Source organism: Dactylosporangium cerinum, from assembly GCF_042653625.1.
Classification (GTDB): domain Bacteria; phylum Actinomycetota; class Actinomycetes; order Mycobacteriales; family Micromonosporaceae; genus Dactylosporangium; species Dactylosporangium cerinum.
This window is the reverse complement of record NZ_JBHSIU010000054.1, coordinates 275,329-300,554: the sequence shown is the minus strand read 5'-3', so window position 1 is coordinate 300,554 and position 25,226 is coordinate 275,329. Positions and strand designations below refer to the sequence as shown.

23 protein-coding genes are annotated in these 25,226 nt (G+C 74.5%); 14 read left to right on the top strand and 9 right to left on the bottom strand.

Translation table 11 applies throughout. The features are described from left to right. Positions 1-35: 35 nt before the first annotated feature. The gene (locus ACFPIJ_RS39370; RefSeq protein ID WP_380123221.1) at positions 36-677 is read right to left on the bottom strand and encodes a TetR/AcrR family transcriptional regulator; all 642 of its coding nucleotides are present in this window, start codon (positions 675-677) and stop codon (positions 36-38) included. Positions 678-747: 70 nt separating this feature from the next. Here ACFPIJ_RS39370 and ACFPIJ_RS39365 point away from each other — a divergent pair, with 70 nt between their 5' ends. Together ACFPIJ_RS39365 and ACFPIJ_RS39360 are read left to right on the top strand one after the other, a co-directional pair. Continuing rightward, the gene (locus ACFPIJ_RS39365) at positions 748-1,857 is read left to right on the top strand and encodes an SRPBCC family protein (protein WP_380123219.1); all 1,110 of its coding nucleotides are present in this window, start codon (positions 748-750) and stop codon (positions 1,855-1,857) included. Between the two features lie 7 nt (positions 1,858-1,864). Further along, complete coding sequence (locus ACFPIJ_RS39360; RefSeq protein ID WP_380123217.1) at positions 1,865-3,076, top strand: MFS transporter; 1,212 nt, start codon at positions 1,865-1,867, stop codon at positions 3,074-3,076. On the opposite strand, the gene ACFPIJ_RS39355 is transcribed toward ACFPIJ_RS39360, so the two are convergent. Further along, positions 3,073-3,882, bottom strand: coding sequence for a hypothetical protein (locus tag ACFPIJ_RS39355; RefSeq protein ID WP_380123215.1), 810 nt, complete (start codon positions 3,880-3,882; stop codon positions 3,073-3,075). The two genes, ACFPIJ_RS39360 and ACFPIJ_RS39355, sit on opposite strands and share 4 nt — an antisense overlap. 115 nt (positions 3,883-3,997) lie before the next feature. Continuing rightward, complete coding sequence (locus ACFPIJ_RS39350) at positions 3,998-4,888, bottom strand: hypothetical protein (protein ID WP_380123213.1); 891 nt, start codon at positions 4,886-4,888, stop codon at positions 3,998-4,000. Positions 4,889-5,048: 160 nt separating this feature from the next. Between ACFPIJ_RS39350 and ACFPIJ_RS39345 the strand changes: the two genes are divergently transcribed. Next, the gene (locus ACFPIJ_RS39345; RefSeq protein ID WP_380123211.1) at positions 5,049-6,332 is read left to right on the top strand and encodes an NAD(P)/FAD-dependent oxidoreductase; all 1,284 of its coding nucleotides are present in this window, start codon (positions 5,049-5,051) and stop codon (positions 6,330-6,332) included. Beyond that, entirely contained in the window at positions 6,329-7,618 is a 1,290-nt protein-coding gene (locus ACFPIJ_RS39340) for an amidohydrolase family protein (protein ID WP_380123209.1), read from the top strand. Before ACFPIJ_RS39345 ends, ACFPIJ_RS39340 begins: the two co-directional genes overlap by 4 nt. A 13-nt stretch (positions 7,619-7,631) precedes the next feature. Here ACFPIJ_RS39340 and ACFPIJ_RS39335 read toward each other — a convergent pair whose 3' ends face one another. Both ACFPIJ_RS39335 and ACFPIJ_RS39330 read right to left on the bottom strand, forming a co-directional pair. Then, the gene (locus tag ACFPIJ_RS39335; RefSeq protein ID WP_380123207.1) at positions 7,632-8,450 is read right to left on the bottom strand and encodes a sulfurtransferase; all 819 of its coding nucleotides are present in this window, start codon (positions 8,448-8,450) and stop codon (positions 7,632-7,634) included. 42 nt (positions 8,451-8,492) lie between these two features. Further along, complete coding sequence (locus ACFPIJ_RS39330) at positions 8,493-10,181, bottom strand: M4 family metallopeptidase (protein WP_380123205.1); 1,689 nt, start codon at positions 10,179-10,181, stop codon at positions 8,493-8,495. Between the two features lie 144 nt (positions 10,182-10,325). On the opposite strand from ACFPIJ_RS39330, the gene ACFPIJ_RS39325 reads away from it, so the two are divergent. Genes ACFPIJ_RS39325 through ACFPIJ_RS39295 form a run of 7 tightly spaced genes read left to right on the top strand, consistent with a single transcriptional unit; the run spans position 10,326 to position 19,039 of the window. Continuing rightward, positions 10,326-11,612 carry a hypothetical protein gene (locus ACFPIJ_RS39325; RefSeq protein ID WP_380123203.1) on the top strand — a complete coding sequence of 429 codons (1,287 nt, stop codon included), beginning with the start codon at positions 10,326-10,328 and terminating at the stop codon, positions 11,610-11,612. Further along, a complete protein-coding gene (locus tag ACFPIJ_RS39320) occupies positions 11,609-12,574 on the top strand; it encodes a glutamate ABC transporter substrate-binding protein (protein WP_380123201.1) in 966 nt (321 codons plus the stop codon). The genes ACFPIJ_RS39325 and ACFPIJ_RS39320 overlap by 4 nt, the downstream gene beginning before the upstream one ends. 7 nt (positions 12,575-12,581) lie before the next feature. Continuing rightward, on the top strand, positions 12,582-13,715 hold the full coding sequence (locus tag ACFPIJ_RS39315; RefSeq protein ID WP_380123199.1) for a hypothetical protein: 1,134 nt from the start codon (positions 12,582-12,584) through the stop codon (positions 13,713-13,715). Continuing rightward, positions 13,712-15,940, top strand: coding sequence for a tetratricopeptide repeat protein (locus ACFPIJ_RS39310; protein WP_380123197.1), 2,229 nt, complete (start codon positions 13,712-13,714; stop codon positions 15,938-15,940). The genes ACFPIJ_RS39315 and ACFPIJ_RS39310 overlap by 4 nt, the downstream gene beginning before the upstream one ends. Further along, a complete protein-coding gene (locus ACFPIJ_RS39305) occupies positions 15,937-16,962 on the top strand; it encodes a PP2C family protein-serine/threonine phosphatase (protein ID WP_380123195.1) in 1,026 nt (341 codons plus the stop codon). The genes ACFPIJ_RS39310 and ACFPIJ_RS39305 overlap by 4 nt, the downstream gene beginning before the upstream one ends. Continuing rightward, a complete protein-coding gene (locus ACFPIJ_RS39300) occupies positions 16,959-18,260 on the top strand; it encodes a VWA domain-containing protein (protein ID WP_380123193.1) in 1,302 nt (433 codons plus the stop codon). The genes ACFPIJ_RS39305 and ACFPIJ_RS39300 overlap by 4 nt, the downstream gene beginning before the upstream one ends. A gap of 11 nt (positions 18,261-18,271) precedes the next feature. Next, positions 18,272-19,039 carry an FHA domain-containing protein gene (locus ACFPIJ_RS39295; RefSeq protein WP_380123191.1) on the top strand — a complete coding sequence of 256 codons (768 nt, stop codon included), beginning with the start codon at positions 18,272-18,274 and terminating at the stop codon, positions 19,037-19,039. 63 nt (positions 19,040-19,102) lie between these two features. On the opposite strand, the gene ACFPIJ_RS39290 is transcribed toward ACFPIJ_RS39295, so the two are convergent. Together ACFPIJ_RS39290 and ACFPIJ_RS39285 are read right to left on the bottom strand one after the other, a co-directional pair. Further along, a complete protein-coding gene (locus ACFPIJ_RS39290) occupies positions 19,103-19,528 on the bottom strand; it encodes a DUF6010 family protein (RefSeq protein WP_380123189.1) in 426 nt (141 codons plus the stop codon). Positions 19,529-19,583: 55 nt separating this feature from the next. After that, positions 19,584-20,378: an alpha/beta fold hydrolase gene (locus ACFPIJ_RS39285; RefSeq protein WP_380123187.1), complete on the bottom strand. Its 795-nt coding sequence runs from the start codon at positions 20,376-20,378 to the stop codon at positions 19,584-19,586. A 23-nt stretch (positions 20,379-20,401) separates the two neighbouring features. On the opposite strand from ACFPIJ_RS39285, the gene ACFPIJ_RS39280 reads away from it, so the two are divergent. Beyond that, the gene (locus ACFPIJ_RS39280; RefSeq protein WP_380123185.1) at positions 20,402-21,757 is read left to right on the top strand and encodes a serine hydrolase domain-containing protein; all 1,356 of its coding nucleotides are present in this window, start codon (positions 20,402-20,404) and stop codon (positions 21,755-21,757) included. 116 nt (positions 21,758-21,873) lie between these two features. Then, positions 21,874-22,407, top strand: a complete 534-nt coding sequence (locus ACFPIJ_RS39275) for a hypothetical protein (protein WP_380123184.1) — start codon at positions 21,874-21,876, stop codon at positions 22,405-22,407. A 3-nt stretch (positions 22,408-22,410) separates the two neighbouring features. Here ACFPIJ_RS39275 and ACFPIJ_RS39270 read toward each other — a convergent pair whose 3' ends face one another. Beyond that, positions 22,411-22,854 carry a hypothetical protein gene (locus ACFPIJ_RS39270; protein ID WP_380123182.1) on the bottom strand — a complete coding sequence of 148 codons (444 nt, stop codon included), beginning with the start codon at positions 22,852-22,854 and terminating at the stop codon, positions 22,411-22,413. Beyond that, positions 22,805-23,980: an EI24 domain-containing protein gene (locus tag ACFPIJ_RS39265; RefSeq protein ID WP_380123180.1), complete on the bottom strand. Its 1,176-nt coding sequence runs from the start codon at positions 23,978-23,980 to the stop codon at positions 22,805-22,807. Before ACFPIJ_RS39265 ends, ACFPIJ_RS39270 begins: the two co-directional genes overlap by 50 nt. Positions 23,981-24,064: 84 nt before the next feature. On the opposite strand from ACFPIJ_RS39265, the gene ACFPIJ_RS39260 reads away from it, so the two are divergent. Then, complete coding sequence (locus tag ACFPIJ_RS39260) at positions 24,065-25,216, top strand: M20 metallopeptidase family protein (RefSeq protein WP_380123178.1); 1,152 nt, start codon at positions 24,065-24,067, stop codon at positions 25,214-25,216. Positions 25,217-25,226 lie beyond the last annotated feature (10 nt).

Sequence of the window (25,226 nt, the reverse complement as noted above, 5' to 3'; positions counted from 1 at the left end):
CCTTGAACACCTCTGGGTGCACAAGGTCTACCGGATCATGGAGAGGGGAGCAGCAGGGCCGTGAGGGTGTCCGTGATCCAGTCGGCGACCTGCTCGTCGTCCCAGCCGAGGTGGTGGGTGACCAGCCAGCCCGACTGATGGTTGTGCAGCGTCCAGATCAGCGTCGCGCCGCGATCCACGGTCAGGCCCGGCCGCAGCGGGCCCAGTGCGGCGATCGCCTCGACCAGCCGGCGCTGATCGGCGAGGCGCTGCGACTCGAGCTCCTCCCAGGACGCGTTGATCGCCGGGTCGGCGCCGGCGGCCTGGACGTAGGCGCGGCTGATCGGGCTCAGGGTGCGGGCCCGGTCGGCGACCGCGCCCGCGAACGCGCGGATCAGCGCGCGCTGGTCGTCGACGGCGAGCGCCGCCCGCAGCTCGTCCCGGTCGAGCAGCGCGACCGGCCGGTCGTCGCCGGCGACCGCCTCGTCGTGGGCGCGGCGCAGCAGCTGGGCCTTGCTGCCGGCCTTGTAGACGGATTCGACGGCGACGCCGGCCTCGTCGGCGATCGCCTGCATCGTGGTGCCCGCATAGCCCCGGTCGGCGAACAGCTGGGCGGCCGCGCGCACGATCGCGGCCCTGGTCTGTTCGGCCTGGGCCTGCCGCCGGGGGGACCGGTACGCCCGAGGTGTCGTATCCACGATATTGACTCCATGCTCACTGGCTCGAATACAGTGTGGCTGTACCGAATATAACCGAGGAGCGATGACCATGACAGACCAGTCCGGATACTTGTTGATGCACGCCGCGATCCGTGGGGAGCTCGACCGGCTCGCCGAGCTCGCCGTCGGCCTCGCCGCGGGGGAGCGCCGGCCGGGGCCGCGCCAGCTCGCCGCCCTGCGCGCCCACGTCGGTGACGTGATCGAGGCGATTCATCATCACCACACCGGCGAGGACGGGTTCCTGTGGCCGATGCTGCTGGAGGCGACCGGCCCGAACGCCGAGCTCGAGGCGCTCAGCGGCGACCACGGTGAGCTGGACCCGCTCATGGACGCCATCCGGTCGGCGTTGGAAACCCGGGACTTCGATGCCCTGAAAACGGCGGCGGTGCGGCTGCGGGACCTCATGGTCGAGCACCTCGCCGAGGAGGAGGCCGTTGTCGTGCCGATCGTGGCCGAGCGGATCACCCCGCAGCGGCACGCCGCCATGGAGAAGGCGATGCGCAAGGCGCTGCCGGTGCGGATGGGGTTCGTCGTGCCGTGGGTGATGGCCGCCGACGCCGCCCTGGCCGAGCGGGTGCTGCGCACCGGCGGGCTGCCGCTGCGGCTGATCCTGGCCACCACCCGCGGCCGGTACGCCAGGCGCCTGCAGGACGCGTACGCCGACCTCGCCCCCGCCGAGCCGGTCGTCTCGATGACCGCCCGCGCGGAGGTGGTGATCCCGGTGCCGCCCGCCGAGGTGTACGCCGCCGTCGCCGACGTCACGCGCATGGGCCGCTGGAGCCCCGAGTGCTACCGCTGCGAGTGGGACGACGCCGCGACCGGCGCGGTGCGCGGCGCGCGCTTCCGCGGGTCGAGCCGCAGCGGCGGCGTGCGCTGGACCCGGGAGTGCGTGGTGCTCGCCGCCGAGCCGGGCGTGGAGTTCGCGTTCCGGACCCTGCGCCGCGGCCGCTTCCCCGACAGCACCACGTGGCGCTTCGCGCTCACCGCGGTGCCGGGCGGGACGCGGCTGGTGCAGACCATGGCCCTGAGCGCGGGCCGCGGCGTGCTCGCCTTCGAGCGGCTCAGCGGCCGGGACAAGGCGATGCCGCAGGCGATGGCGGCCACCCTGGACCGGATTCGCGCGGAACTGGCTAGCAAACCGTACGTACGTATTGTTTAATGGCGGCGTGCTTCCAGAACCCGGCCCACTGCGGCTGCTCGCCGGTGCGACCCTGATCAACACGTTCGGCAACGGCGTGTCGATGACGTCGATCGCCCTGTTCCTGACCCGGTCCGTCGGGCTGAGCGTGCGGGAGACCGGCCTGGCGCTGACGGTGACGGCGCTGGCCTGCCTGGTCGCGAGCGCGCCGATGGGCTACGTCGCGGACCGCCGCGGACCGCGCGGCGTCCTGGTCGCCGGGCTCCTCGTCCTGGCCGCGGGGTCGGTCGCACTGGTCACCGTCGACGGGTTCGGGTCCTACCTGCTCGTCGGGGTGCCGATGGCGATCGCCGACGCGGCCCAGCGGGCGGCCAGGGGAGCCGTCATCGCCGGCGCGGTCCCGGCGGACCGGCGCGTGCACACCCGGGCCTACCTGCGCTCCGTCACCAACGTCGGGATCGCCGCCGGTTCCGCCGTCGCGGGCGTCGGGCTGGCGATCGACACGCGGCCGGCGTACCTCACCCTGATCCTGCTCGACGCGGTCACCTATGCGGCCGCGGCGCTGGTGCTGCGCGGGCTGGCCCCGGTGCCGGCCGCGCCTGCCCGGGAGGCGGGGCCCCGGCTGGTCGCGCTGCGGGACCGGCCGTTCCTGGCGTTCGTGGTCCTCGACGGGCTGATGGCGACGCACTTCGGGCTGTTCGAGGTGGCGCTGCCGCTGTGGATCGCGCACCGCACCGACGCGCCGCGCTGGCTGATCGCGGTGCTGTTCCTGGTCAACACCACGGCGGTGGTGCTGTTCCAGGTCCGGGCCGCCCGCGGCACGGAGTCGCTGTCCGGCGCCGCCCGGGCCTCGCGGCGGGCCGGGCTGGCGCTGTTCGCCGGCTGCGCCCTGTTCGCGGTGAGCGGTGGCACCAGCATGCCGGTGACGGTCGCGCTACTGGTCCTCGGCGCACTCGCGCACGTCACCGGCGAGCTGTGGCACTCCGCCGCCGGGTGGGGCATCTCGTTCGGGCTGGCCCCGTCCGACGCGCACGGTCAGTATCAGGGCGCCTACTCGATGGGCATGCAGCTGGGGCAGATGCTCGCGCCGTTCGTGGTGACCAGCCTGGCGGTCGGCTGGGGCGCGCCGGGCTGGCTGCTGCTGGGCGCCGTGTTCGCGGTCCTCGGCACGCTCGTCCCGCCGGTCGTCGCCTGGGCCCGCCGGACCCGCCCGCAGGTCGCCGAGTCGGTGCCCGCCTAACAGATGCCCTTGTCGCGGGTACGTACGACCGCCTCGCTCTGGCGGATGATCGTGCCCGGCAGGGACGCCGTCGGATACGGCGAGCCGGTGATCTTCGACAGGGTGTCGGCGGTCTGGTCGGAGACGGCGACCGCGGCGTAGCGGAACTCGGTGCCGCCGTCGTCGTCGCCGCCGGTCACCACCCGGCTGCTGGTCCAGGTGTGGTCCGGGCCGAAGATGACGGGCTGCTCGTAGAACCAGACTGTGTCGCGCTGGTACCGCACGAAGATGAGCACCCGTCCGGTCTTCGGCGCGTCACCGTGCCCGGCGAGGTTGTCGCACTGGTCGACGGTGCTCCGCGCGTCGAAGGTGAACGCGACGGGCGAAGGGCTTCTCGTCGGTGTCGGCGACGGCGGCGGGGGTGGCGGCGGGCCGGTCGGCACGACCGAGAGGGAGGGTGAGGGCGACGGTGACGCAGAGGCGCCGGACTCGCTCGGCGATGGGGTGACGGGCCCCGGCCCGGGGGTCGCCGACTGCCCGGTGACCGACGGCGACGGCACCGGCCCGCCGAACCAGCCGACGACCTGCGCCACGTTGACCCCGAGGACCTGCACGCACGCGGCGGGCCCGGCCAGCACGACCGCCGCCGTGCTGGCGATCGCCGTCCACCGCGCGACACGACCCGTGCGCCCACCACCCACAGGCGCTGCCGGGGGCGGATCCGCCGGTGGACCCGGCGGCGGATCGGCGGGCGGCGGCGGATCGGCGGGCGGCGGCGGATCGGCGGGCGGGGGTGTGGGCGGCGGCGAGTCCTCGTCGGGCGACACGGCGTGAAGGTTAGGCGACGCAGCGTCGCCCGCGGCACCGCCGAAAGGCCGCCCCCACACCGTGCGGACGGCGCACTCCATTGTGGACGGATGGCCCTTGCACGGAAGGGACCGCTCAGCGCCGGGTGAGGCCCGTCAGCTCCCGGTACGCCGCCACGATCGAACGGGTCTGCGACGCCAGCTCGCCGGTCTCATCCGGGGGAGTGACGACGGGCGGGACGACCAGGCCCAGCGAACGGTCCGCGCTGCGGATCGCCTCGACCGCGGCCACCACCGCCCGCTCGTCCCGGACCAGGTCGACGCACTCCCCGGCCAGGATCTCCAGCGCGGACACCCGGGCGTCCACCGCGCCGGCGAGCTCGGTGAGGGACGCCCGGAGCAGGGCCTGCCGCGCCGCCAGCTCGTCGCGCAGCGGCGCTGCGGCCCGGGAGCCGACCGGCAGCCGGGCCGCGGCCCGGGACAGCTCGGCGACCTGCTCCTCGAGGTCGGCCCGGTCGTGCAGCAGGCCGGCCAGGGTCCACAGCGACCCGGCCAGCTCCCGGCTCGGCGTCGGCACCTGGACCAGGTCCCGCAGCCGCGGCCACAGCATGAGAATCGTCTGCGCGGCGCTGAACGCCCCGGCGAACACCTCCGCCTCGGCGGACCGGCGCAGCATGCGGTGCCGGTCGCCCCAGCGCCGGTCGAGCGCCGACCGGCCGCTGCGGTATCCGGCGCCGCACAGCGCCAGGCCGGCCACCCCGATCGGGGCACCGACGAACGGCGTCAGCAGTGCGGACAGCGCGACGGTCGCCCCGGCGACGGCGACGGTCCCGGCGCCGGTCAGCGCGCGCAGCCCGGCGTTGCCCGGCGGGTCGGGGCGCAGCACCGGCCGCCCGGAGGGGACGAGGTGGATGACGCCGCCGCGCCCGGTCCGGGACACCGGCCCGGCCAGGGTCGGCTCGTCGAGGGCGACGAGGCAGCCGCCGGCACCGTCGAGCACGACGAACAGCAGGTCGTCCGTGGCCACGCGCTCAGTGTATCGACGCCCGGGGCCGGGCGCGTGACCCGTAGAGTGCGGCAATGGGTCATCCCGCGCTGCGCGACGCCGTGAGCACCCCGTTCTGGCTGGACCGGGCGCTCCCCGACCCGCACCCGCCGCTGCGGGGGGCGACGACCGCGGACTGGCGGTGGTCGGCGGTGGGTTCAGCGGGCTGTGGACGGCGCTGCTGGCGAAGGAGCGCGACCCGGCGCTCGACGTCGTCGTCCTGGAGGGCCGGCGGATCGGCTGGGCGGCCACCGGGCGCAACGGCGGCTTCTGCGCGGCCAGCCTCACCCACGGCCTGGCCAACGGCGTCGAACGGTTCCCGGACGAGATCGAGACCCTGGAGGAGCTGGGCCGGGCCAACCTCGACGGGATCGAGTCGACGCTGCTGCGGCACGGGATCGACTGCGGCTTCGAACGCACCGGCGAGCTGTCGGTGGCGACCGAACCGTGGCAGGTCGACGGGCTCCGCGAGGGCCTCGAAACCTCACGGCGGATGGGCCGGCGGGTGGAGTTCCTCGACCGGGACGCGATCCGGGCGGAGGTGCGCGCCGCCACCTACGAGGCCGGCGTCTGGGACCGCGACGGCACCGCGATGCTCGACCCGGCCCGCCTGGCCGGGGGCCTCGCCGAGGCGTGCGCCGCACTCGGCGTGCGCTTCCACGAGGGCACCAGGGTGCTCGGCGTGGTGAAGGACAGCAGCGGCGGGCTGCGGTTGCGCACCCCGCACGGCACGGTGACCGCGGCCAGGGTCGCGCTCGGCACCGGCGCGTTCCGCTCGCCGCTGCGCCGGGTCCGGCCGTTCATCGTCCCGGTGTACGACTACGCCCTCATGACCGAGCCCCTCACCGAGGCGCAACGGGCCGACATCGGCTGGGTCAACCGGCAGGGCATCGGCGACAGCGCCAACCAGTTCCACTACTACCGGCTCACCGACGACAACCGCATCCTGTGGGGTGGCTACGACGCGGTGTACTACAACGGCGGCGGCATCCGCCCCACCTACGACCAGCGCCCATCCACCTTCGACAAGCTCGCGGCGCACTTCTTCGAGACGTTCCCGCAGCTGGACGGCGTCCGGTTCACCCACGCGTGGGGCGGGGTGGTGGACACCTGCTCCCGGTTCTGCGCGTTCTTCGGCACGGGTTACGCCGGCCGCCTCGCCTACACCGCCGGGTTCACCGGCCTCGGCGTCGGCGCGACCCGCTTCGGCGCGCAGGTGATGCTGGACCTGCTGGCCGGCGAGCCGACCCCGCTGACCAGGCTGCGGATGGTGCGCACCAGGCCGGTGCCGTTCCCGCCGGAGCCGTTGCGCTCCGGCGTGATCCAGCTGACCCGCTGGTCGATCGCCCGCGCCGACCGCGATGAGGGCCGCCGCAACCTGTGGCTGCGCACCCTGGACCGCCTCGGCCTGGGCTTCGACTCGTGAGCTCTGAGGACACCGTGGCCATGGCAACAACGATCGTGAACGCGAAGGTGTTCGACGGGACCACGTCGCGGGACTGGACCTCGGTCCGGTTCGCCGACGGGGTGATCACGGGGTGCTCGGCGGCCCCGATCGCCCAGGACGGCGACGAGGTGATCGACGCGGGTGGCGGGACGGTGCTTCCCGGTCTGATCGACGCGCACGTGCACCTCGTGCCCGGCGCCCTTGCGCAGTCGCTGACGTTCGGTGTCACCACCGTGCTCGACATGTTCAGCAAACCCGACCTGGTGGCCCGGGCCAAGGAGGAGGCCGGCGCCCGCCCCGACGTGGCCGACGTGCGTTCCTCGGGGGTCGGCGCCACCGCACCCGGCGGGCACCCGTCGATGATGTACGCCCCGATCCCGACGGTGACCGCCGCCGGCCAGGCCGAGCGGTTCGTCGCGGACCGGATCGCGGAGGGCTCCGACTATCTGAAGATCATTTCCGGGGTCGGCGGCCTGTGGCCGGCGCTGGACCCCGGCACCATCACGGCACTGGTGACCGCCGCGCACGACCGTGGCCTGGTCGTCGTCGCGCACGTGAGCTCGACGGCCGGGGTCGAGGAGGTCGTGTCCGCCGGCGTCGACGTGGTGGCCCACGTCCCCGCGGCCGGCGAGCTGGACCAGGCCCTGGTCGAGCGCATGGCCGCGGCCGGCATCGCGGTCGGTCCGACGCTTGCCACCATCGAGAACACGCTCGGTGAACCGGGTGGCGCGGCGGTGGCAGCGGACCCGCGGCTCGCCGAGGCGCTCGGGGAGGCCTGGATCCGCCGGTTGACCTCGGGCGCCCCGGGCTGGAGCGGCCGGAGGATGCCGCCGTACTCGCGGGCCGAGGACACCGTGCGGCGCCTGGCCGCCGCCGGGGTCACGCTGCTGGCGGGCACCGACGCCCCGAACCCGGGGACCGTGTTCGGGGCCAGCCTGCACCGGGAGCTGGAGCTCCTGGTCCGGTGCGGCATCAGCCCGGCGCAGGCGCTGGCCGCGGCCACCACCGAACCGGCCCGCGTGTTCGGCCTCCCCGACCGGGGACGCATCGCGGTCGGGCACCGCGCGGACCTGGTCCTCGTGTCCGGCGACCCGTTGACCGACATCACCGCGACCCGCGCGATCCAGCGGATCTGGCGCGGGGGCACCGCCTGCGACCGGCGCGCCTTCGTCGCGAGCGCCGCCGAGGCGGAGCAGCTGGACGCTTTCGACGCCCAGGTCGCCAAGGTCGTGGCGGCCGTGCGCGAACGCCGGTCCAACGCCTGAACGCGGTGGCCGGTCAGGGGCCGGTGGCCACCGGGCGGTCCGGGTCGGTGATCCAGTCGCTCCAGGATCCCGCGTACAGCCGCGGCGTGAAGCCGGCCAGCTCCAGGGCGATGATCTCGTGCACGGCGGTCACCCCGGAGCCGCAGTAGGCCGCGACCGGCCGGTCGGCGGTGACGCCGAGCGCGGCGAACCGCTCCCGCAGCTGGGCCGGCGGCAGGAACCGCCCGTCGGCGTCGCTGTTGTCGAACGTCGGCGCCGACACCGCGCCCGGGATGTGCCCGGCGACCGGGTCGAGCGGCTCGACCTCGCCGCGGAAGCGGGGCCCGAGCCGGGCGTCGAGCAGGATCCCGCCCTCGACGAACGCCGGCACCTCCGCGGCCGTCAGCAGGTCGTCGCGGGGCTCGCCGGCGGTGAAGTCGCCGGGCGGCACCGGCACCGGCACCGGCTCGCCGGCCTCGACCGGCCGCCCGGCGCGGGTCCACGCGGCGATGCCGCCGTCCAGGACCCGCACGTCGCGGTGCCCCCAGTGCCGCAGCATCCACCACAGGCGGCCGGCGACGGAGGCGTCCCGGTCGTCGTACACCACCACGCTCGAGTCGTCGCTGACCCCGAGGCGGCGCATCGCGGCCTGGAACGCCGCCGCGGTCGGCAGCGGGTGCCGCCCACCGGCGCCGGGTGGGGCGGCGAGGTCGGTGTGGAGGTCGACGAACCGGGCGCCGGGCAGGTGCGCGACCCGGTACCGCTCCAGCGCGGTCGGCGGCTGAGGGGTCCATCGCGCGTCGAGCAGGATCACGCCGTCCCCGACGTCCTCGACCCTTACGAGTGGACCCATCAGCCAGCCTCCAGCGCTCGACGGCACGTACGAGAGCTGATCCTATGCGCACGCGGCGTCGGTGCCGGCCACGTTCACCGCCGTCCACGCCTGCTGGACCGCCTTGTACTCCGCGCCGCAGCTGCCGTAGAGGTCGGCGGCCGCCCGCAGGGTGTAGGCCCGGGCGGTGTTGCCCAGGTTGGCCGGGTTGACGTAGGTGGTGTTGGAGGTGAAGTACACGTCCAGGGCCCGGTACCAGATCTTCTCCGCCCTGGCCCGGCCGATGCCGGCGACGCCGGCGGCGTTGCCGCAGACCGGTGACGTGCCGAACGCGGTCTTGCCGGTGCCCTCGGCGAGGTTGAAGAAGAAGTGGTTGCCCACCCCCGAGGAGTAGTGCACGTCGATCCCGGCGGTGGTGGCCGACCAGCAGCCGTGCGACTCGCCGTCCAGGGTGGGGTTGTACATGTAGCGCAGCGGCGTGCCGTTGCCGTTGATGTCCACCTTCTCGCCGAGCTGGTAGTCGCCGGGGTCGGCGGGGTTGTTCGCGGCGAACTCGACCATCGTGCCGAAGATGTCGCTGGTCGCCTCGTTGAGCCCGCCGGACTCGCCCTCGTAGGTGAGGCCGCCGGAGACGCTCTTCTCGGTGATGCCGTGGCTCATCTCGTGGCCGGCGATGTCGAGCTGGATGAGCGGGTGGGTGTTGTCCCGGCCGTCGCCGTAGGTCATCTGGCCCTTGTCCCAGAACGCGTTCTCGTACGCCTCGCCGAAGTGCACCCGGGACGTCACGCCGCGACCGTTGTCGTTGACGCCGCGCCGGCCGTGGACGCCTGCGAAGTAGTCGAAGGTGACCGCGGCGCCGTAGGCCGCGTCGACGGCGGCCGTCGCCGGGTCGCCCGGTTTGCCGTCGCCCCAGACGTTGTCGGCGTCGGCGAACGTCTTGCAGCTGCCCGACTCGCGGTGCTGCATGTCGCAGACGGTGCCGCGGCCGTGCGTGGTGTCCGTCAGCCGGAACGACGTGCCGAACTTCTGGGTGTCGACGGCGACCTTGCCGCTGTACATGCTGTTGCCGGTGCCGGCGACCGTCTCGACCTCGTCCCACGAGCCGATGAGCCCGCCGGTGTGCGCGTCGGTGAGCACGTGCAGCCGCGACGGGGTCTGCCCGTCCCTGGCGACACCCTCGACGACGTTCTCCCAGGCGAGCCTCCCGACGCCGGTGGAGGCGTCGACGATCAGCTGGGGGACGCCGACGCCGGCGACCTTGCCGGCCTTCGCGGTGAAGTGCGTTTTCGCTGCGGCCGTGGCGTCGGTCGCGGAGACCTTCGGCGCGATGTCGACCTGCAACGGCGTGACGAGGCTGTTGGAGGCGCCCCGGTACGCCCCGCCAGGCCCGGTGTGCACGACGATGTCGCCGCCGTAGACGCGCAGCCCACGGTAGGTGCGGGTGTACCGCACGTGCGCGCCGCCGCCGGTGGGGTCGACGCGGCTGCCGTAGAAGGTGAACCGGTCCTCGCCGGTAGCGCGCACGTCGGCCGCGTTCGCGGTGAGGGCCTTGCGGGCCGGCGCGGCGGCGGGGTCGGCGGCCTCGGCCTCGGACGGATCGACGGACGGGTCGACGGGCGGCTCGGCCTCGGTGGACGCATCGGAGGAGACGGGGGTGGCGCTGGAGGACGAAGGCGACGGCGTAGGCGTGCAGCCGGTCACCGTGACGGCGGACGCTGCCGCGACGACCAGGAGGAAGCGGCGAAGTGACATGGGACACAGCAGGCAAGATCCCAGGCCACCGGTTCCGTCACGCGGTGGTCTTTGGCACGAAGCCGGGACTTCGCACGGCGTGGCTGTCAGATGGTTGACGCCGCCGGATATGTTCGGGGCATCATCGAGACGGGGAGATGTTTCTTGGCTATCGCGTGGCGTCGACTCATCCGCCGGGCCGCCACGAGCCCGGGCCGTCTCACCACGCTGACGGCCGTCGTGGTCGTGCTCGGCCTCGCCTTCGGTCTGGCCGGGGTGCTCACCATGCGGGCCAGCGTCGGGCTGGTCAGCGACGTGACCGACCGCAGCGGACCGCTCAGCCTCCAGGCGCAGGACATCTACCGGTCGCTGTCCGACGCCGACGCGACCGCGGCCACCGCCTTCCTCGGCAACGGCGTCGAGCCCGCGCAGCTGCGGAAACGCTACCTGGACGACATCGCCAGGGCCTCGTCCGCGCTGACCGTGGCGCTGCACAGCGCGGAGGGGCGCAGCGCCGCGGCGCTCGGCGTCCTCGTCCGGCAGATCCCCGTCTACACCGGCCTGGTCGAGTCGGCCCGCACCTATAACCGGCAGGGCATCCCGCTCGGCGGGGCCTACCTGCGGGAGGCGTCGGCGCTGATGCGCCAGACGATCCTGCCGGCGGCGCAGGAGCTGTTCCGGGCCGAGGCGACCCGCCTGTCCGACGCGCAGCGGGCCGTGGCCCGGTGGCCGTGGACGGTGACCCTGCTCGGGCTGGCGCTGCTCGGTGTGCTGGTGCTGACCCAGCGGTACCTGATCCGGCTGACGAACCGGCGGCTCAACCGGGGCATGGTCCTGGCGACCGTCGCGGCGCTCGTCGCGTTCGGCTGGCTGGCGGTCGCCGCCAGCGGCGCGGCCGGGCACATCAGCGACGGCCGCGACGGCGGGTCCGAGCAGGTCGGGCTGCTCGCCGAGGCGCGGATCACGGCCCTGCAGGCCCGCGCCGACGAGGGGCTGACGCTCATCGCCCGCGGCGACGGCAAGGCGTTCGAGGACGACTTCAAGGTCATGATGGAGCGGCTCGCCGGCAAGGACGGCAAGGGCGGGCTGCTGCAGCGGGCGCACGATGAGGCACCCGACGACGCGGCGCGCTCGGCCGTGCAGCAGGCCCAGCAGCACGCCGCGGAGTGGCTGACGGTCCACCAGAAGGTCCGCGGCCTCGACGACGGCAGCCAGCACGCCGAGGCGGTCAAGCTCGCCACCGACGGTGACGCCAGCGCGGCGAGCGCCGCCGGCCGCCTCGACGCGGCCCTGGCCGAGGGGATCGCCGGCGGCGGGCGGCGGTTCGACCGGGCCGCGGCCGGCGCCGGGGCCCGGTGTGCCGGCGCCGACGTCGCGGTCGCGCTGCACGCCCTTGCCGTCGCGGCGGCCGCCGCGTTCGGCCTGAACCAGCGGATCGCGGAGTACCGATGAGAAAGATCGTCGCCACCCTCGCCGTGGTGTTCGTGCTGGCGGGCTGCGGGAAGGACCCGGCGACCCCGGCCGTGGACAGCACGGCCGCCGCCGCGGTGCCCCGCCCCCTCAACGTGCAGGACCCCGCGCAGTCGCCGGCCCCGCCGTCGACGTCACCGCCGGCGTGCGACGTCCGCGCCAGCCTCCGGCCGCCGGCGACGCTGCCCGCACCCGGGAAGATGCCCGCCGGTTCCACCATGGCGAAGATCGTCGAGCGGGGTCGGCTCATCGTCGGCATCGACCAGAACGCGTACCTGACGAGTTACCGCGACCCGAGGACCGGCGAGGTCGTCGGCTTCGAGATCGACCTCGCCAAGGAGATCGCCCGGGCGCTGCTGGGCAACCCCGACGCCATCCAGTGGCGGGCGATCACCACCGCCGACCGGATCCCGGTCCTGGAGCGCGGTGAGGTCGACATGGTCATCCGCACGATGACCTCCACCTGCGAGCGGCGCCAGCAGGTCGCGTTCTCCACCGAGTACCTGACCTCCGCTCAGCGGCTGCTGGTCAACAAGGGCTCCGGCATCGACGACTTCGAAGACCTCGCCGGTCGCAAGGTGTGCGCGACCCGGGGCAGCACCAGCATCGTCACGATCATGAAGCAGCCGTCGAAGCCGGTCCCGGTCGCCACCGACAGCACCCTGGACTGCCTGGTGCTGCTGCAGCAGGGGCAGGTCGACGCGGTGTCCACGGTGGACGTGCTGCTGATCGGCCTGGCCGCGCAGGACCCCTCCACCGAGGTCGTCGGCAAGCCCGTCAGTGACGAGCCCTCCGCCGTCGCGATGCGCCTCGACGCGCAGGACCTGGTCCGGTTCGTCAACGGCGTCCTGGAACGGGTCCGCTCCAGCGGCAAGTGGACGGAGATCTATAGCAGATGGCTCGGCTCGGCCCCCCCGCCGCCGCCCGCGAAGTACCTGGACTGACCGGCTGATGAAAGCGGACACCGACCGCGCGGTCGCCGACCTGGCGGCCGCGCACGACCGGCTCGCGGCGGCGCTGTACGCGGTGGACGTCCACCCGGCACAGGCGCTGCTGCGCGGTGTCGACCTGCGCGGCGCCACGGCCCAGCTGTGGTCCGGCGTCGACCTCGGGCGGCTGTGGGCCGGGTTCGTCGCCGCCCGCGACGTCCTGGACCGGCTGCGCGACCTCACCGGCCGGACCCGCGACGCCGACGCCGCCCGCATCCTCGCGGCGCGGGTGCCGGCCGACCCGGTCGACGGCCTGCCGGACCTGTCGCCGGCCGCGTTCATCGCGGAGCTGGAGCGGCAGTGCGCCGCGACCGTCGACGTCCTCGACCGGATCGGGGCGGCCAGGGCGGCGCTCACCGAGCGGCTCATCGAGCTGGACACCGCGCTGGAGGCCGCCGTCGCCGCGCACCACCGCCTCGGCGCCGACCACACGCCGACCACCGGACCCCTCCAGCAGCGGCTGCAGCAGGTGTACGCCCAAGCCGTGCCCGATCCCCTCACCGTCGACGAGACGGCCTGGACGGCGCTGCGCGAGGAGCTGACCCGCACGGTGCGGCAGCTGTCCGAGCTGGCCGCGCTGCGCACCGCGCTCCCGGCCCGCCTCACCCGCCTCGACCTGCTCCTGGACGCGCTGGCCGCCGCGGAGCAGCGGGCGCACCGGGCCCGGGACGCCGCCGTCGCGAAGATCGCCGACCCGGGCCTGCCCGAGACCGCCGACGTCCACGGCCGCTGGCAGGCCGCGGTCGCCGACCTGGTCCGCGCCACCGACGCGCTCGACCTCGCCGGCTGGCCGGCCCTCGACCGGCGCATCACCGCACTCGACCGCGACCTCACCGCCGCCGTCACGGCCGCCGAGGACCGGGTCGCGGCGGCCACCGGCCTGCTGGACCGGCGCGAGGAACTGCGAGGCCGGCTGGAGGCGTACCGGGCGAAGGCGGTCCGGCTCGACCGCGTCGAGGAGCCCGCCCTGACCGAGCGGTACCGTGCCGCCCGCGACCTGTTGTGGGCGGCACCGTGTGACCTGCGGGCGGCGACCAGGGCCGTCTTCGCGTACCAGCAGGCGCTGTCCGGCGCCGTCGAAGGGAGTGCGACATGAGTCAGTGCACGCGTGCCGGCTGCCCGGGCACGTACGACGAGGACGGGTACTGCGACGAGTGCGGCCACAAGCAGGCCGGCGCCGCCGCAGCCCCGCCCGCCACCGAGGCTTCGACGCCGTCGGTGTCCGGCCGCACCTCTTCCTCCGCCCGCACCACCGGCCGGGGCAGGGGCGCCGCGCCGCTGGTCGCGCTGCCGGCACTGCCGCGCCGCGACCCGGCGGGGGCGGTCCTGCCCGACCCGCAGGTCCCGGAGCACCGCCGGGTCTGCGGTAAATGCGACCAGCCCGTCGGCCGGTCCCGCGACGGCCGGCCCGGCCTGGTCGAGGGATTCTGCACGAACTGCCGGACCCAGTACAGCTTCCGTCCGTCGCTGCCGCCCGGCGCCGTGGTCGCCGGCCGCTACGAGGTCCTCGGCGCCATCGCCTACGGCGGGCTCGGCTGGATCTACCTGGCCCGCGACCGCAACGTCGGCGACGAGGTCAGCGACCGCTGGGTCGTCCTCAAGGGCCTCATCGACTCCGGTGACGCCGACGCCACCGCCGCCGCGATCACCGAACGGCGGTTCCTGGTCGAGGTCGACCACCCGTCGATCGTGAAGATCTACGACTTCGTGTCGCACCCCGACCCGCGCAGCGGCGACCGGGTCGGTTACATCGTCATGGAGTACGTCGGCGGCCTGTCGCTGCGCGACATCTTCCTCGCCCGGCCGGTCAGCGGCGGGGTCCGCCAGTCGCTGCCGCTGCCGCAGGTCATCGCCTACGCCCTGGAGATCCTGCCGGCGCTGGGCTACCTGCACGAGCGGGAGCTGCTGTACTGCGACTTCAAACCCGACAACGCGCTGCACACCGACCAGCGGGTGAAGCTCGTCGACCTGGGCGCCGTGCGGCGGGTCGACGACGACGTCAGCGCCGTGTGGGGGACCGTCGGCTATCAGGCGCCGGAGGTCGCCACGGCCGGGCCGTCCGTCGCCTCGGACCTCTACACCGTGGCCCGGTCGATGGCCGTGCTCAGCTTCGACTTCCGCGGGTTCACCACCACGTTCGTCGACCACCTCCCGGACCCCTCGACGGTGCCGCTGCTGGCCCGCGAGGAGTCCTACCACCGGCTGCTGCTGCGTGCCACCGACCCCGACCCGGCCCGCCGGTTCGTCTCCGCCGCCGAGATGGCCGAGCAGCTCACCGGCGTGCTCCGGCAGATCCTCAGCGCCGCCGACGGCCAGCCCCGGCCGAGCGTGTCGAGCCAGTTCACCGGCGAACGCACCGCGTTCGGCACCACGGCCGGCGTCATCACCGCCGAGAGCGGGAAGGTCAACGGCGCCCGGGCGATCGCCGGCCCGGCCCGCCCCGCCGGCGCCGAGGTGGTCGCGGCGCTGCCGGTGCCGACCGTCGACCCCGCCGACCCGGGCGCGGCGCTGCTCGCGACGATGCAGACGGCCGACCCGGCGGTGCTGCAGCAGGCACTGAGCTCCGTCGGCGCGGACGGCGTCGAGGTCGCCCTCGCGGTCATCCGGGCCCGCATCGCCGCCGGTGACCTCGACGGCGCCGCCGCCGACCTGGCCGCGGTCGCCGAACCCGACTGGCGCGTCGACTGGTATCGCGGCATGGCCGCCCTCGCCGCCGGCCGGCCCGACGAGGCCAGGGCGGCGTTCGAGGCCGTCTACGGGGCGCTGCCCGGCGAGCTTGCCCCACAGCTCGCCGTCGCCGCCGCCGCGGAGGCGGCCGGCGACAGCGACACCGCCCTGCGGCTCTACTCGGCGGTCTGGCGCACCGACCGGTCGTTCGTCAGCGCCGCGTTCGGCGTCGCCCGGATCCTCGCCGCCCGCGACGACCTGCCCGGCGCGGTCGCGACCCTCGACGCGGTGCCCGACAGCTCCAGCCACAGCGTCCCCGCGCAGGTGGCCGCGGTCCGGGCCCGGCTCGCCGCGCCGCCGGCCAGCCTCGCGGAGGCCGACCTGCTCGACGTCTCCGGCCGGGTCGAACGCCTCGGCCTGGACGCCGAACGCCGGGCCCGGCTCACCGTCGAGACGCTGCGCATCGCGCTGGACTGGGTCCGGGCGGGCAACGCGGGCTCGGCGACGGTGCTGACCCACCGGCTGGCGGAGCGGGACCTGCGGACCGGCCTGGAACGCGCCTTCCGGGTCCTGGCGAAGGTCGCACCGGACCGGCAGACCCGCATCGACCTGGTCGACGAGGCGAACCGGGTCCGGCCGAGGACCTGGCTGTGACGGCCGCCTGCCCGTCCTGCGCGGCGTCCACCGTGGACGGTGACCACTACTGCGAGTCCTGCGGCGCCGACCTGGCCGCCCCGGCCGAGCAGTTCACGCTGCAGCCGTCCGCCGGTCCGCTCTCCCCGCCGGTCGAGGCGTTCGTCGAGCCGGCCACGCCGGCCGCTTCGGCCACGGGCGAGTGGCGCTCGTCGAAGGCGGCGCCCGGACCGTGCGGGGCGTGCGGGGCGACGGCCGGCGCCGACGGGTACTGCGACGGCTGCGGGCTGCGCCGCGACGCCGGCTGCGAGCACGCCGAGCACGACCTGCCCGGCGTCGCCGCCGTCACCGACCGGGGGCTGCGCAAGCGGCGCAACGAGGACGCCTACGCGATCGGCGTCACCGGCGGGCGGCGCGCCGTTGTCGTCTGCGACGGCGTGTCCAGCGCACCGGACTCCGACGCCGCCGCGACCACCGCCGCCGTCGAGGCGATCGAGGTGCTCGTCGGCGGCGGCGACATCACCGGGGCGTACCGGTCCGCGTCGGCCGCGGTCGCGAAGCTCGCCGGGTCGGCCACGGCCTACGACGCACCGGCCTGCACGTTTCTCGCCGCGGTCGTCGAGGACGGGCAGTGCACCGTCGGGTGGGTCGGCGACAGCCGGGCGTACTGGCTGGACGGCGACGGCGCCCGCTGCCTCACCGTCGACGACTCCCTGGCCGGGCAGCTGACCGCGGCCGGGGTCGACGCCGACGCGCTGCGGCTGTCCGCGCAGGCGGCGGCGCTGACCCGGTGGCTCGGCGCCGACGCACCCGGCGGCGACCCGCACCTCACCACCCTGCGCCCCACCACCGCCGGGGTGCTCCTGCTCACCAGCGACGGGCTCACCCGGTACCCCACCTGGACCGACGCCATCGAAGGCACCGGCGACGCGGCTGAGCTCGTGCGGCGGCTGACGAACTTCGCCCGCGCCGCCGGCGGGGCCGACAACATCGCCGTCGCGGCCGTCCCGTTCGACCCATCGAAAGGAGCGCCGCAGCCATGACCGACGAGTCCAGCGGTGTCGTAGCGGAAGTCTTCCAGAACGAGTACCTGCCCGAGGGCGCCTCCGTCGCCGACGCGGTCATCACCATCACCGCCGGGGCGGGCGCCGGCGGCACCGCACGGGCCGGGGCACCCGCCGCCGAGGTCATCATGATCGACTGCTCCGGGTCGATGAGCGGCGAGCGGCTCGTCCAGGCCCGCAAGGCCGCGGCGGTCGCCGTCGACACCCTGCGCGACGGCGTCGCGTTCGCGGTCGTCGCCGGCACCGACTGGGCCCAGATGGTGTATCCGGACGTGCAGACCCTCGCGGTCGCCAACGACGACACCCGCTACGCCGCGCGGCAGGCGATCCGGCACCTGAAGGCCGGCGGCGGCACCCAGATCGGCACCTGGCTCACCCTCGCCCGCGAGCTGTTCCTGGCCAACCCGGCCGAGATCCGCCACGCGATCCTGCTCACCGACGGGCGCAACGGCGAGTCCGCCCGCACCTTCCAGGCCGTGCTGGACCAGTGCACCGGCGTGTTCGTCTGCGACAGCCGCGGCGTCGGCCAGAACTGGAGCGCCGCCGAGCTCATCAAGGTCGCCGACGCGCTGCTCGGCACCGCCGACGGCATGAAGGACCCGGCCGGCCTCGAGGAGGACTTCCGGTCCATGATCGAGGCCGCGATGGGCAAGACCGTCGCCGGTGTCGCCCTGCGCCTCTGGACCCCGGCCGGTGCCCGGATCCGCTTCGTGAAGCAGGTCCATCCCGAGATCCTCGACCTCACCGACCGGCGCACCGACGTCAGCGCCCGCGTCGGCGACTACCCGACCGGCGCCTGGGGCGCCGAGAGCCGCGACTACCACCTGGCCGTCGAACTCGACCCGGACACCGTCGGCGCCGTCGGCGAGGAGAAGCTGGCCGCCCGGGTCAGCGTCGTGCGCGGCGAGGAGGTCCTCGCCAAGGGCCTCGTGCGGGCCGTGTGGACCGACGAGGAGGCCAAGTCGACCCGGCTCAACAAGCGGGTCGCGCACTACACCGGCGCCGCCGAGCTCGCCTCCGCGATCCAGGAGGGGCTCGCCGCCCGCGAGGCCGGCGACACCGTCACCGCGACCGCCCGGCTGGGCCGTGCCGTGCAGCTCGCGACCGAGGCCGGCCGGTCCGACACCGTGCAGCTGCTCGCCCGGGTCGTCGAGGTGCAGGATGCCCGGACCGGGACCGTGCAGCTCAAACGCCGCTCCGAGAACAAGGACGTCGACATCGACGCCGAGATCGCGGCGCTCGGTTCCCGCAAGACGACGCGCGTGCGCCCGAACTGAAGGAGAGCCCGATGGCCGCCTGCCCGAAGGGCCACGAGTCGGAGACCACCGACTACTGCGACGTCTGTGGCGCCGCCATGACGGCGGCGCCCTCCGGGCAGGCGCCGCCGGCCGTCCAGCCGGCGTCGGTCCGGATCACCGTGTGCCCGGAGTGCGCGACGCCGATGACCGGGCGGTTCTGCGAGGTCGACGGCTTCGACGCGCTGGCCGCCCCGCCCGACGCCGCGCTGGAGGCCGTCCTCGCCTCCGAGCCCGTGCGCGCGGCCACCCCGAGCGGCGCCGGGACGGCCACGTCGGACGCGGCCACGTCCGGGCGGGGGCTGGACGCCACCGGGTCGAACAGCACCGCGACGAACGGCACCGCCGCCGCCGTGGGCTGGCACGTGGTGGTCTCCGCCGACCGGGCCCACTTCGACCGGGTCGAGGCCTGGAACGGTCCCGACCCCACGATCTCCTACCCGCGGTTCTGCCCCGAGCGCCGGTTCGCGCTCACCGGCGAGCAGGTCCTCATCGGCCGGCGCAGCCGGTCCCGCGGCAGCTACCCCGACATCGACCTGGCCGGCCCGCCCGAGGACATCGCCGTGTCGCACCTGCACGCGCTGCTCGTCGCGCAGCCGGGCGGCGGCTGGGCGGTGGTCGACCTCCGCTCCGCCAACTGCACGTTCGTCAACGACGCCGCCGACCCCATCCAGCCCGAGCTGCCGGTCCCGCTCGCCGACGGCGACCACATCAATGTCGGCTCGTTCACCCGCATCACCGTGCACGCCAGGCCCCTGTGATCGCCGCTCCCGAACCTGGCGACGAACGGTCGACCGCGGTTCCAGACTCAGTAGGCTCAGGGTTCATCGCGGCTCGGGGATCCGCTCGGCGCCGTCCCGTCTGAACCATCGGCGGGCGACGTCCGCCACGGACGGGCCGCCGGCGAAGCACCACAATGCGATGACCGGGTCGCAGATCGCGCAGCCGAACGACGAGTCGTGCGCGAACGGCAGCAGCGGCTCGCCCCGCAGGTGGTGCGCCACGTCCCAGGCGGTGTGCAGCAGCCAGCCGACGCCGATCCACCGCCACGACGACAGCCCCCGGAACGCGACGACCGTCATCACGCTCGTGAACGCCAGCTCGAGCGGCCCGAAGGCGCCGCCGCTGAGGTACGCCGCGCCGGCGCCCGCCACCATCAGCGCGTTGAACGGCCGGCGGTGCCGCGAAGGGATGAACGAGTTGAGCGCCGCGTAGAGCAGCCCGATGAGCACGGGCCCCAAGATGGACATGCCGCGACGCTATGGGTGTCGCGGGGACCGCGACAGCGGCCCGCCTGCCACGTTCCTACGGGTTCCGGCCGTCCAGAAAGCGCCGCAGCACGGCCAGCCAGGCGTCGGGCTGGTCCAGGTGCACGTCGTGCCCCGCGTCCGGCACGACCACGTGCGCGGTGCCGGGCCGCAGCGCCACCATCCGCTCCACCTCACCCGGGGGGCCGGTGCCGTCGGAGCCCCGGACCAGCAGCGTGGGCGCCCGCACCGCGGCCCAGTCGTCCCACCGCGCGACGTCCGCGACGCCCCGGATCGCCGCCGTCATCACGGTCCCGTCGAAGCGGGGCCACAGCCCGCCGTCGCGCTCCTCCAGGTCCGCGGCCCATGCCTGGGCCAGGGACCGCCCGCCGAGGAACTCGACCGCGGCCTCCCGGGACGGGAACGGCACCGGCCACGACGCGAACCACGCCTCGAGCCGGCTCGGGTAGTCACCGTCGTCGCCGCCGACCCCGCCCTCCAGCATGACCAGGCCACGCACCCGCGACGGATGCCGGGCGGCGACGAGCATCGCGGTGTGCGCGCCCATCGACTGGCCCACCAGCACCGCCGGCGCAGCGGTGAACGCGTCCAGGACGGCGATCACGTCGTCGACATAGGCGCGCCGCGACACGTCAGTGGGATGGCGGGTGGAGCGCCCGTGTCCGCGCTGATCGGGGACCACGACCGTGTGCGAGTCGAGCAGGGCGGTGGCGGTCGGCACGAGCTCGTTCGCGCTGCCGGCCAGGCCGTGCAGCAGCACCACCGGTGGGCCGGAGCCGCCGGCGAGCGCCGAGATCGTCACGTCGTCCCGTTGCAGGGTCACCCTTCGCACCGGCGTCATCGTAGAGTGCGACGATGGACGGGTTCGTAGCCGCGGCAGAGAAGCTGGGCGTGCACGGGTTCGTGCTGCTGCGCCACGGCGAGACGGTCGCGGAAGGCCATTGGCATCCGTACGAGCCAGACGAGCCGCAGACCCTGTACTCGCTGAGCAAGAGCTTCACCTCCACCGCCGTCGGGCTGGCCGTCGCCGACGGGCTGCTGTCCGTGGACGATCACGTCGCTGACCTCCTGTCCGTCGGCGATCAGCAAAAGGACCTGCGCGGGATGCGGGTGCGGCACCTGCTGACGATGACCACCGGCCACGACACCGACGCCGCCCCGCTGATGGCCCAGGACCCGGACGGCGACTGGGTCCGCGGGTTCCTCGGCGTGCCCGTCGCGCACGAGCCCGGCACCCGGTTCGTCTACAACAGCGGCGCCACCTACGCGCTGTCCGCCATCATGCAGCGGCGCACCGGCGAGACGCTGCTGGACTACCTGAGGCCGCGGCTGTTCGAGCCGCTCGGGTTCGGCCCGGCCGAGTGGGACAGCTGCCCGCGAGGGATCGACCTCGGTGGCTGGGGGCTGCGCCTGCGGACCGCCGACGTGGCACGGTTCGGCGAGGTGCACCGGTGCGGCGGTCGCTGGCAGGGCCGGCAGCTGGTGCCGGCGGACTGGGTCGACGCGGCGACCGCCTTCCAGGTGCCGACGGCGGACACGAACGAGTCACCGGACTGGCAGCAGGGCTACGGCTTCCAGTTCTGGCGGTGCCGGCACGGTGCGTACCGCGGCGACGGCGCGTTCGGCCAGTTCGTCATCGTCATGCCGGCCCAGGCGTCGGTGCTCGCGATCACCGCCGGCACCGCCGACATGCAGGCCGTCCTGGACGCGGTGTGGACGCACCTGCTGGACGCCGCGCCGGCGCCGCGGCCGCGCCTGGAGGGGCTGCGGCTGCCAGCGCTCACCGACACCGCCGAACCGGGCCCGGAGCTGCCCGGCCGCCGGTTCCGGGTCGCCGACCCCCTTGCCCCGCCGCAGCGTGGCGGCCGGCCACCCATCGACCAGCCCACCCGGATTCTCGGTTTCGCGGTGGTACGGGCAGCGCACGGCTGGCTCGTCGAGCTGGACGACGAGCACGGCGAGCACCGGTTCCGGTGCGAACCCGGCCGGTGGCACCGCGCGACGCTGACCATGTCCGACGGCGGGACGCACCCGATCGCCACCACCGGCGGCTGGCGCGACCCGGGCACGTTCGAGCTGCGGGTGTGCCACACCGGCGAGCCGTGCACCCGGACGTACATCGCCACATTCGACGCCGGCGGGGTCACGATCGCCGGGGAGGACTCGGTCGGGTTCGACTTCACCGTCCATCCGCCGGTCCGGGCGGTGTAGCCCCTATCGCGCCGGCGATCCCGGAAATGTGCCAGGTGGCGTCGCTGCGCGGGCGGAGTGATCGTTGACCCTTCAAGGTGGAGATCACCAGGTCACATCGCCCCCGAGGAGCCGTCATGCCGCGCCGCCCCGTCCTTGCCGCCACCGCACTGCTGACCGGTGCACTGAGCCTCGCCGGGTGCGGCGTGCTCAAGGGTGCCGACGACACCCCCACCCCCGGAGCCGCCGCGACCACCGGCGGTGCCGCCGGCGCTCCCGCCGCGACGAAGAGCGCCGGCCCGGCCGGGTTACCCGACATCTGCACGCTGCTGGCGAAGGCCGAGGTCAAGACCCTCACCGGCAAGACGGTGACCCTCATGAGCAACGAGGGCGGCGCCAGCTCCGGCGCCCGCTACTGCCAGTGGCAGCTCAGCGCCGGCCAGCTCGACGTGACGGTCAACATCGAGACGCGCGAGCAGTTCGACGTGCAGAACAAGGACGCCGACCAGGTCGACGGGATCGGCGAGTCCGCCTACTCGCTGGCCGGGCACCTGTACGTGTACGCCGCCGGCAAGGTCGTCGACGTGTACGCCACGTCGGCGAGCACGGACAGCGGCAACCTCAAGGTCGAGCGCGCCACCGCCGAGAAGGTCCTGCCGAAGCTGGCGTGACCGTCAGCCGATCCTGATGACGATGACCTCGTCGTCGGCGACCTCGGCGACGCAGTCGTGCAGCAGGACGATCACGTCCCGGCCCGCCGCGCCCGCCTCGGCCTCGTCGAGCTCGAGGCGGTCCTCGGCGAACCGGTCGCGGAACTCGGCGTCGCCGAACGTGTCCGGGTCCAGGCGCGGCAGGAACTCACGGTGCTGCGGGGTCAGCAGCACCGTGAACTGCCCGTCGTCCTCGGGCACCTCGTCCAGCAGCCGGTCGTACTGCGACGTGTGCAGCGTGATGCCGCGGTCGCCGAGCAGCTCCAGGACCGGCAGGATCACGTAGGCGGACCAGTCGAAGGACACCTCGAGGGGCGTGCCGCGCTTCTCCAGCACGGCCGCCGGGTCGCGGGTGAACTCAGCGACGTCCGTCGCCTTGAGGGAGCTGAAACTGGCCACTGCCGACATGGCCCTGACCGTACCGGAACCTCGGATCCAGCCACGGCGCGGGCGTCGCCGCCACGGACGGTGGCGGCGTGATGATCCGGCGGTGCAGCAGGACCGCGCCGACCAGCACCGACGGGGCGGTCACCAGGTACAGCACCGCGCCCGGCAACGCGAAGATCTCCGGGATCGGCACGATCACCAGGAACCGCAGCGACAGCACCGGCAGGATCAGCGCGATGAGGCTCATGATCCCGAACCCGGTGACGTAGGCCCGGTGCCGCCACGCGAACGTCAGCTGCTGCTTGACGCCGTGCACGCCGTGGTGGTGCATCGGCACGGCGAGGACCAGCACCCCCACCAGGAAGCCGTTGAAGACCAGCCCGACGCCGAACGCGACGGCGAGGTTGAAGCCCGGCAGCAACAGCAGCGGCAGGCAGATCAGCCAGCCGAGGTGCAGGACCAGCGTCACGATGAGGGTCTGGCGCAGGCAGACGCCGGCGGCCCGCCACCACGGCGGCGGCACCACGTCGGCGCCGCCGGTGCGCCGCACCACGCTGCGGGTCATGAACGGCAGGAAGAACGAGCCGAGGAACATCGTGATGGGCACCGTCAGCGCCGTCAGCAGCATGTGGAACACGGCCAGGGCGGCCCACTTCATGATCCACCGCAGCGCCCAGCGCAGGCCCGACGGCCAGCTGGACACGAAGCCGAGCAGCCAGTCCACGGCGAGACCGACGAACCTCGAGACGCCCTCCTCCGCGGCCAGCAGGCACACCGCGGTCAGCAGGACGGGCAGCAGCGCCCAGAACCACAGCCTGGGGGAGCGCACGAAGTACGCGATGCCGCGCCAGAAGTACCCGATCCCGATGAAGAACCGGCCGACGCTGCTCGCGGCCCGTTTCGCCCCGGCGACGGTGTGCCGGCTCGCGGTCCCGGCCGCCCCCGCGACCCGCAGCGCGGCCGCCTGCGCCGCGGCCTGCGCGACCTGTGCGGCCTGCGCCGCGACCTGGGCCGCGTGACCGGCCTGCGCCGCGGCCTGGGCGAGGTGGCCGGCCTGCGCGGCCGACCGTGTCTCCACGGGGACCTGGGCCGGCGGCACGTAGGGCGCGGCCGGTGGCGCCTCTGGTCGGCGCAGCTGCTCGTCCAAAACCCGCCCTCTTCCCCGTCGGCCGGACGCCGAGCGTAACGACTCGCCCCCCGTACGTCGAGTGCGGTCACTACCCTGTGCGGCATGACGGGGGTCGAAATGCATGAGTTCATCGATGCCGCCGCGGCGGCATCCGACGCCGGGCTGATCGCGTTGCGCCGCGACATCCACCGGCACCCGGAGCTGGCGGGCGGCGAGCAGCGCACCGCCGGACTGGTTGCGGAGCGGCTGCGCGCCGCGGGGCTGGACGTGCGGACCGGCGTCGGCGGCCACGGCGTGGTCGGGGTCATCGACGGCCGGCCGGGCGACGGCCCGACGCTGCTGTACCGGGCGGACATGGACGCCGTGCCCACCGAGCAGGGCGGGGCCCACCTGTGCGGCCACGACCTGCACACCGCGATCGGCGTCGGCATCGCGGAGACCCTCGCCCGGCTGCGGGACCGCTTCGCCGGGCGGGTGGTGTTCGCGTTCCAACCCGCGGAGGAGACCCTCGAGGGCGCCCGGGCGATGATCGACGACGGTGTCCTGGACGCACACCCGCCGCGGGAGGCCTACGCGCTGCACTGCGCCCCGCTGCCGGTCGGCGTCCTGGCCGCCCTGCCCGGCGTGGGGCAGCCCGGCCAGGACACCTGCCACTTCGAGCTGTCCGGCCCGGACGCGGCCACCACCGCGGCGCGGCTGCTCGACGGGGTCGGCAAGCTGGTCACCGTCACCCGCCCGACCTCGGACGACGACTACGCCGCGCTGTTCGCCGCCGTGCAGACCCCGGACGGGCCGCTCGCCACGTTCGTCTTCGCCGACGTGGAGCTGGTGGCCACCGCCGATCCGGTCACCGTCGACCTGTGGCTGCGGGCGTGGCCCGAGTCCCGCCACGCCGAGCTGCGCTCGCAACTGGCGGACCTGGCCACCGAGGCCGGCGCCACGGTCACGTTCCCCCGCCCGGTGTTCCCGGCGATGGTCTGCTCGCCGGAGCTCAGCGACGCGGGCGCCGCCCATCTCCGCGAAGACCCCGGCGTCGCCGTCATGACGATGCATGCCGCGTGGCCGTTCAGCGGCGAGGACTTCGCGCTGTTCCTGCGCCGGGTCCCCGGCGCGATGTTCTATCTCGGGGTCGCCGATCCCGACGCCGGCCTGAACGGACGGCCGCACGCGCCCGACTTCGGCGCCGACGAACGCGCGATCGGTGTCGGCGTCCGCGCGATGACCGGCCTGCTGCTGCACCGCCTGCGAGTCTGAGTACCTCGTT

Excerpts from the sequence above, each read along its gene's own strand:
- ACFPIJ_RS39280 (WP_380123185.1), top strand. The coding sequence starts at position 20,402 with ATGGACGGGTTCGTAGCCGCGGCAGAGAAGCTGGGCGTGCACGGGTTC.
- ACFPIJ_RS39320 (WP_380123201.1), top strand. The coding sequence starts at position 11,609 with ATGAGAAAGATCGTCGCCACCCTCGCCGTGGTGTTCGTGCTGGCGGGC.
- ACFPIJ_RS39365 (WP_380123219.1), top strand. The coding sequence starts at position 748 with ATGACAGACCAGTCCGGATACTTGTTGATGCACGCCGCGATCCGTGGG.
- ACFPIJ_RS39330 (WP_380123205.1), bottom strand. The coding sequence starts at position 10,181 with ATGTCACTTCGCCGCTTCCTCCTGGTCGTCGCGGCAGCGTCCGCCGTC.
- ACFPIJ_RS39290 (WP_380123189.1), bottom strand. The coding sequence starts at position 19,528 with ATGTCCATCTTGGGGCCCGTGCTCATCGGGCTGCTCTACGCGGCGCTC.
- ACFPIJ_RS39295 (WP_380123191.1), top strand. The coding sequence starts at position 18,272 with ATGGCCGCCTGCCCGAAGGGCCACGAGTCGGAGACCACCGACTACTGC.
- ACFPIJ_RS39315 (WP_380123199.1), top strand. The coding sequence starts at position 12,582 with ATGAAAGCGGACACCGACCGCGCGGTCGCCGACCTGGCGGCCGCGCAC.
- ACFPIJ_RS39300 (WP_380123193.1), top strand. The coding sequence starts at position 16,959 with ATGACCGACGAGTCCAGCGGTGTCGTAGCGGAAGTCTTCCAGAACGAG.
- ACFPIJ_RS39275 (WP_380123184.1), top strand. The coding sequence starts at position 21,874 with ATGCCGCGCCGCCCCGTCCTTGCCGCCACCGCACTGCTGACCGGTGCA.
- ACFPIJ_RS39310 (WP_380123197.1), top strand. The coding sequence starts at position 13,712 with ATGAGTCAGTGCACGCGTGCCGGCTGCCCGGGCACGTACGACGAGGAC.
- ACFPIJ_RS39270 (WP_380123182.1), bottom strand. The coding sequence starts at position 22,854 with ATGTCGGCAGTGGCCAGTTTCAGCTCCCTCAAGGCGACGGACGTCGCT.
- ACFPIJ_RS39335 (WP_380123207.1), bottom strand. The coding sequence starts at position 8,450 with ATGGGTCCACTCGTAAGGGTCGAGGACGTCGGGGACGGCGTGATCCTG.
- ACFPIJ_RS39260 (WP_380123178.1), top strand. The coding sequence starts at position 24,065 with ATGACGGGGGTCGAAATGCATGAGTTCATCGATGCCGCCGCGGCGGCA.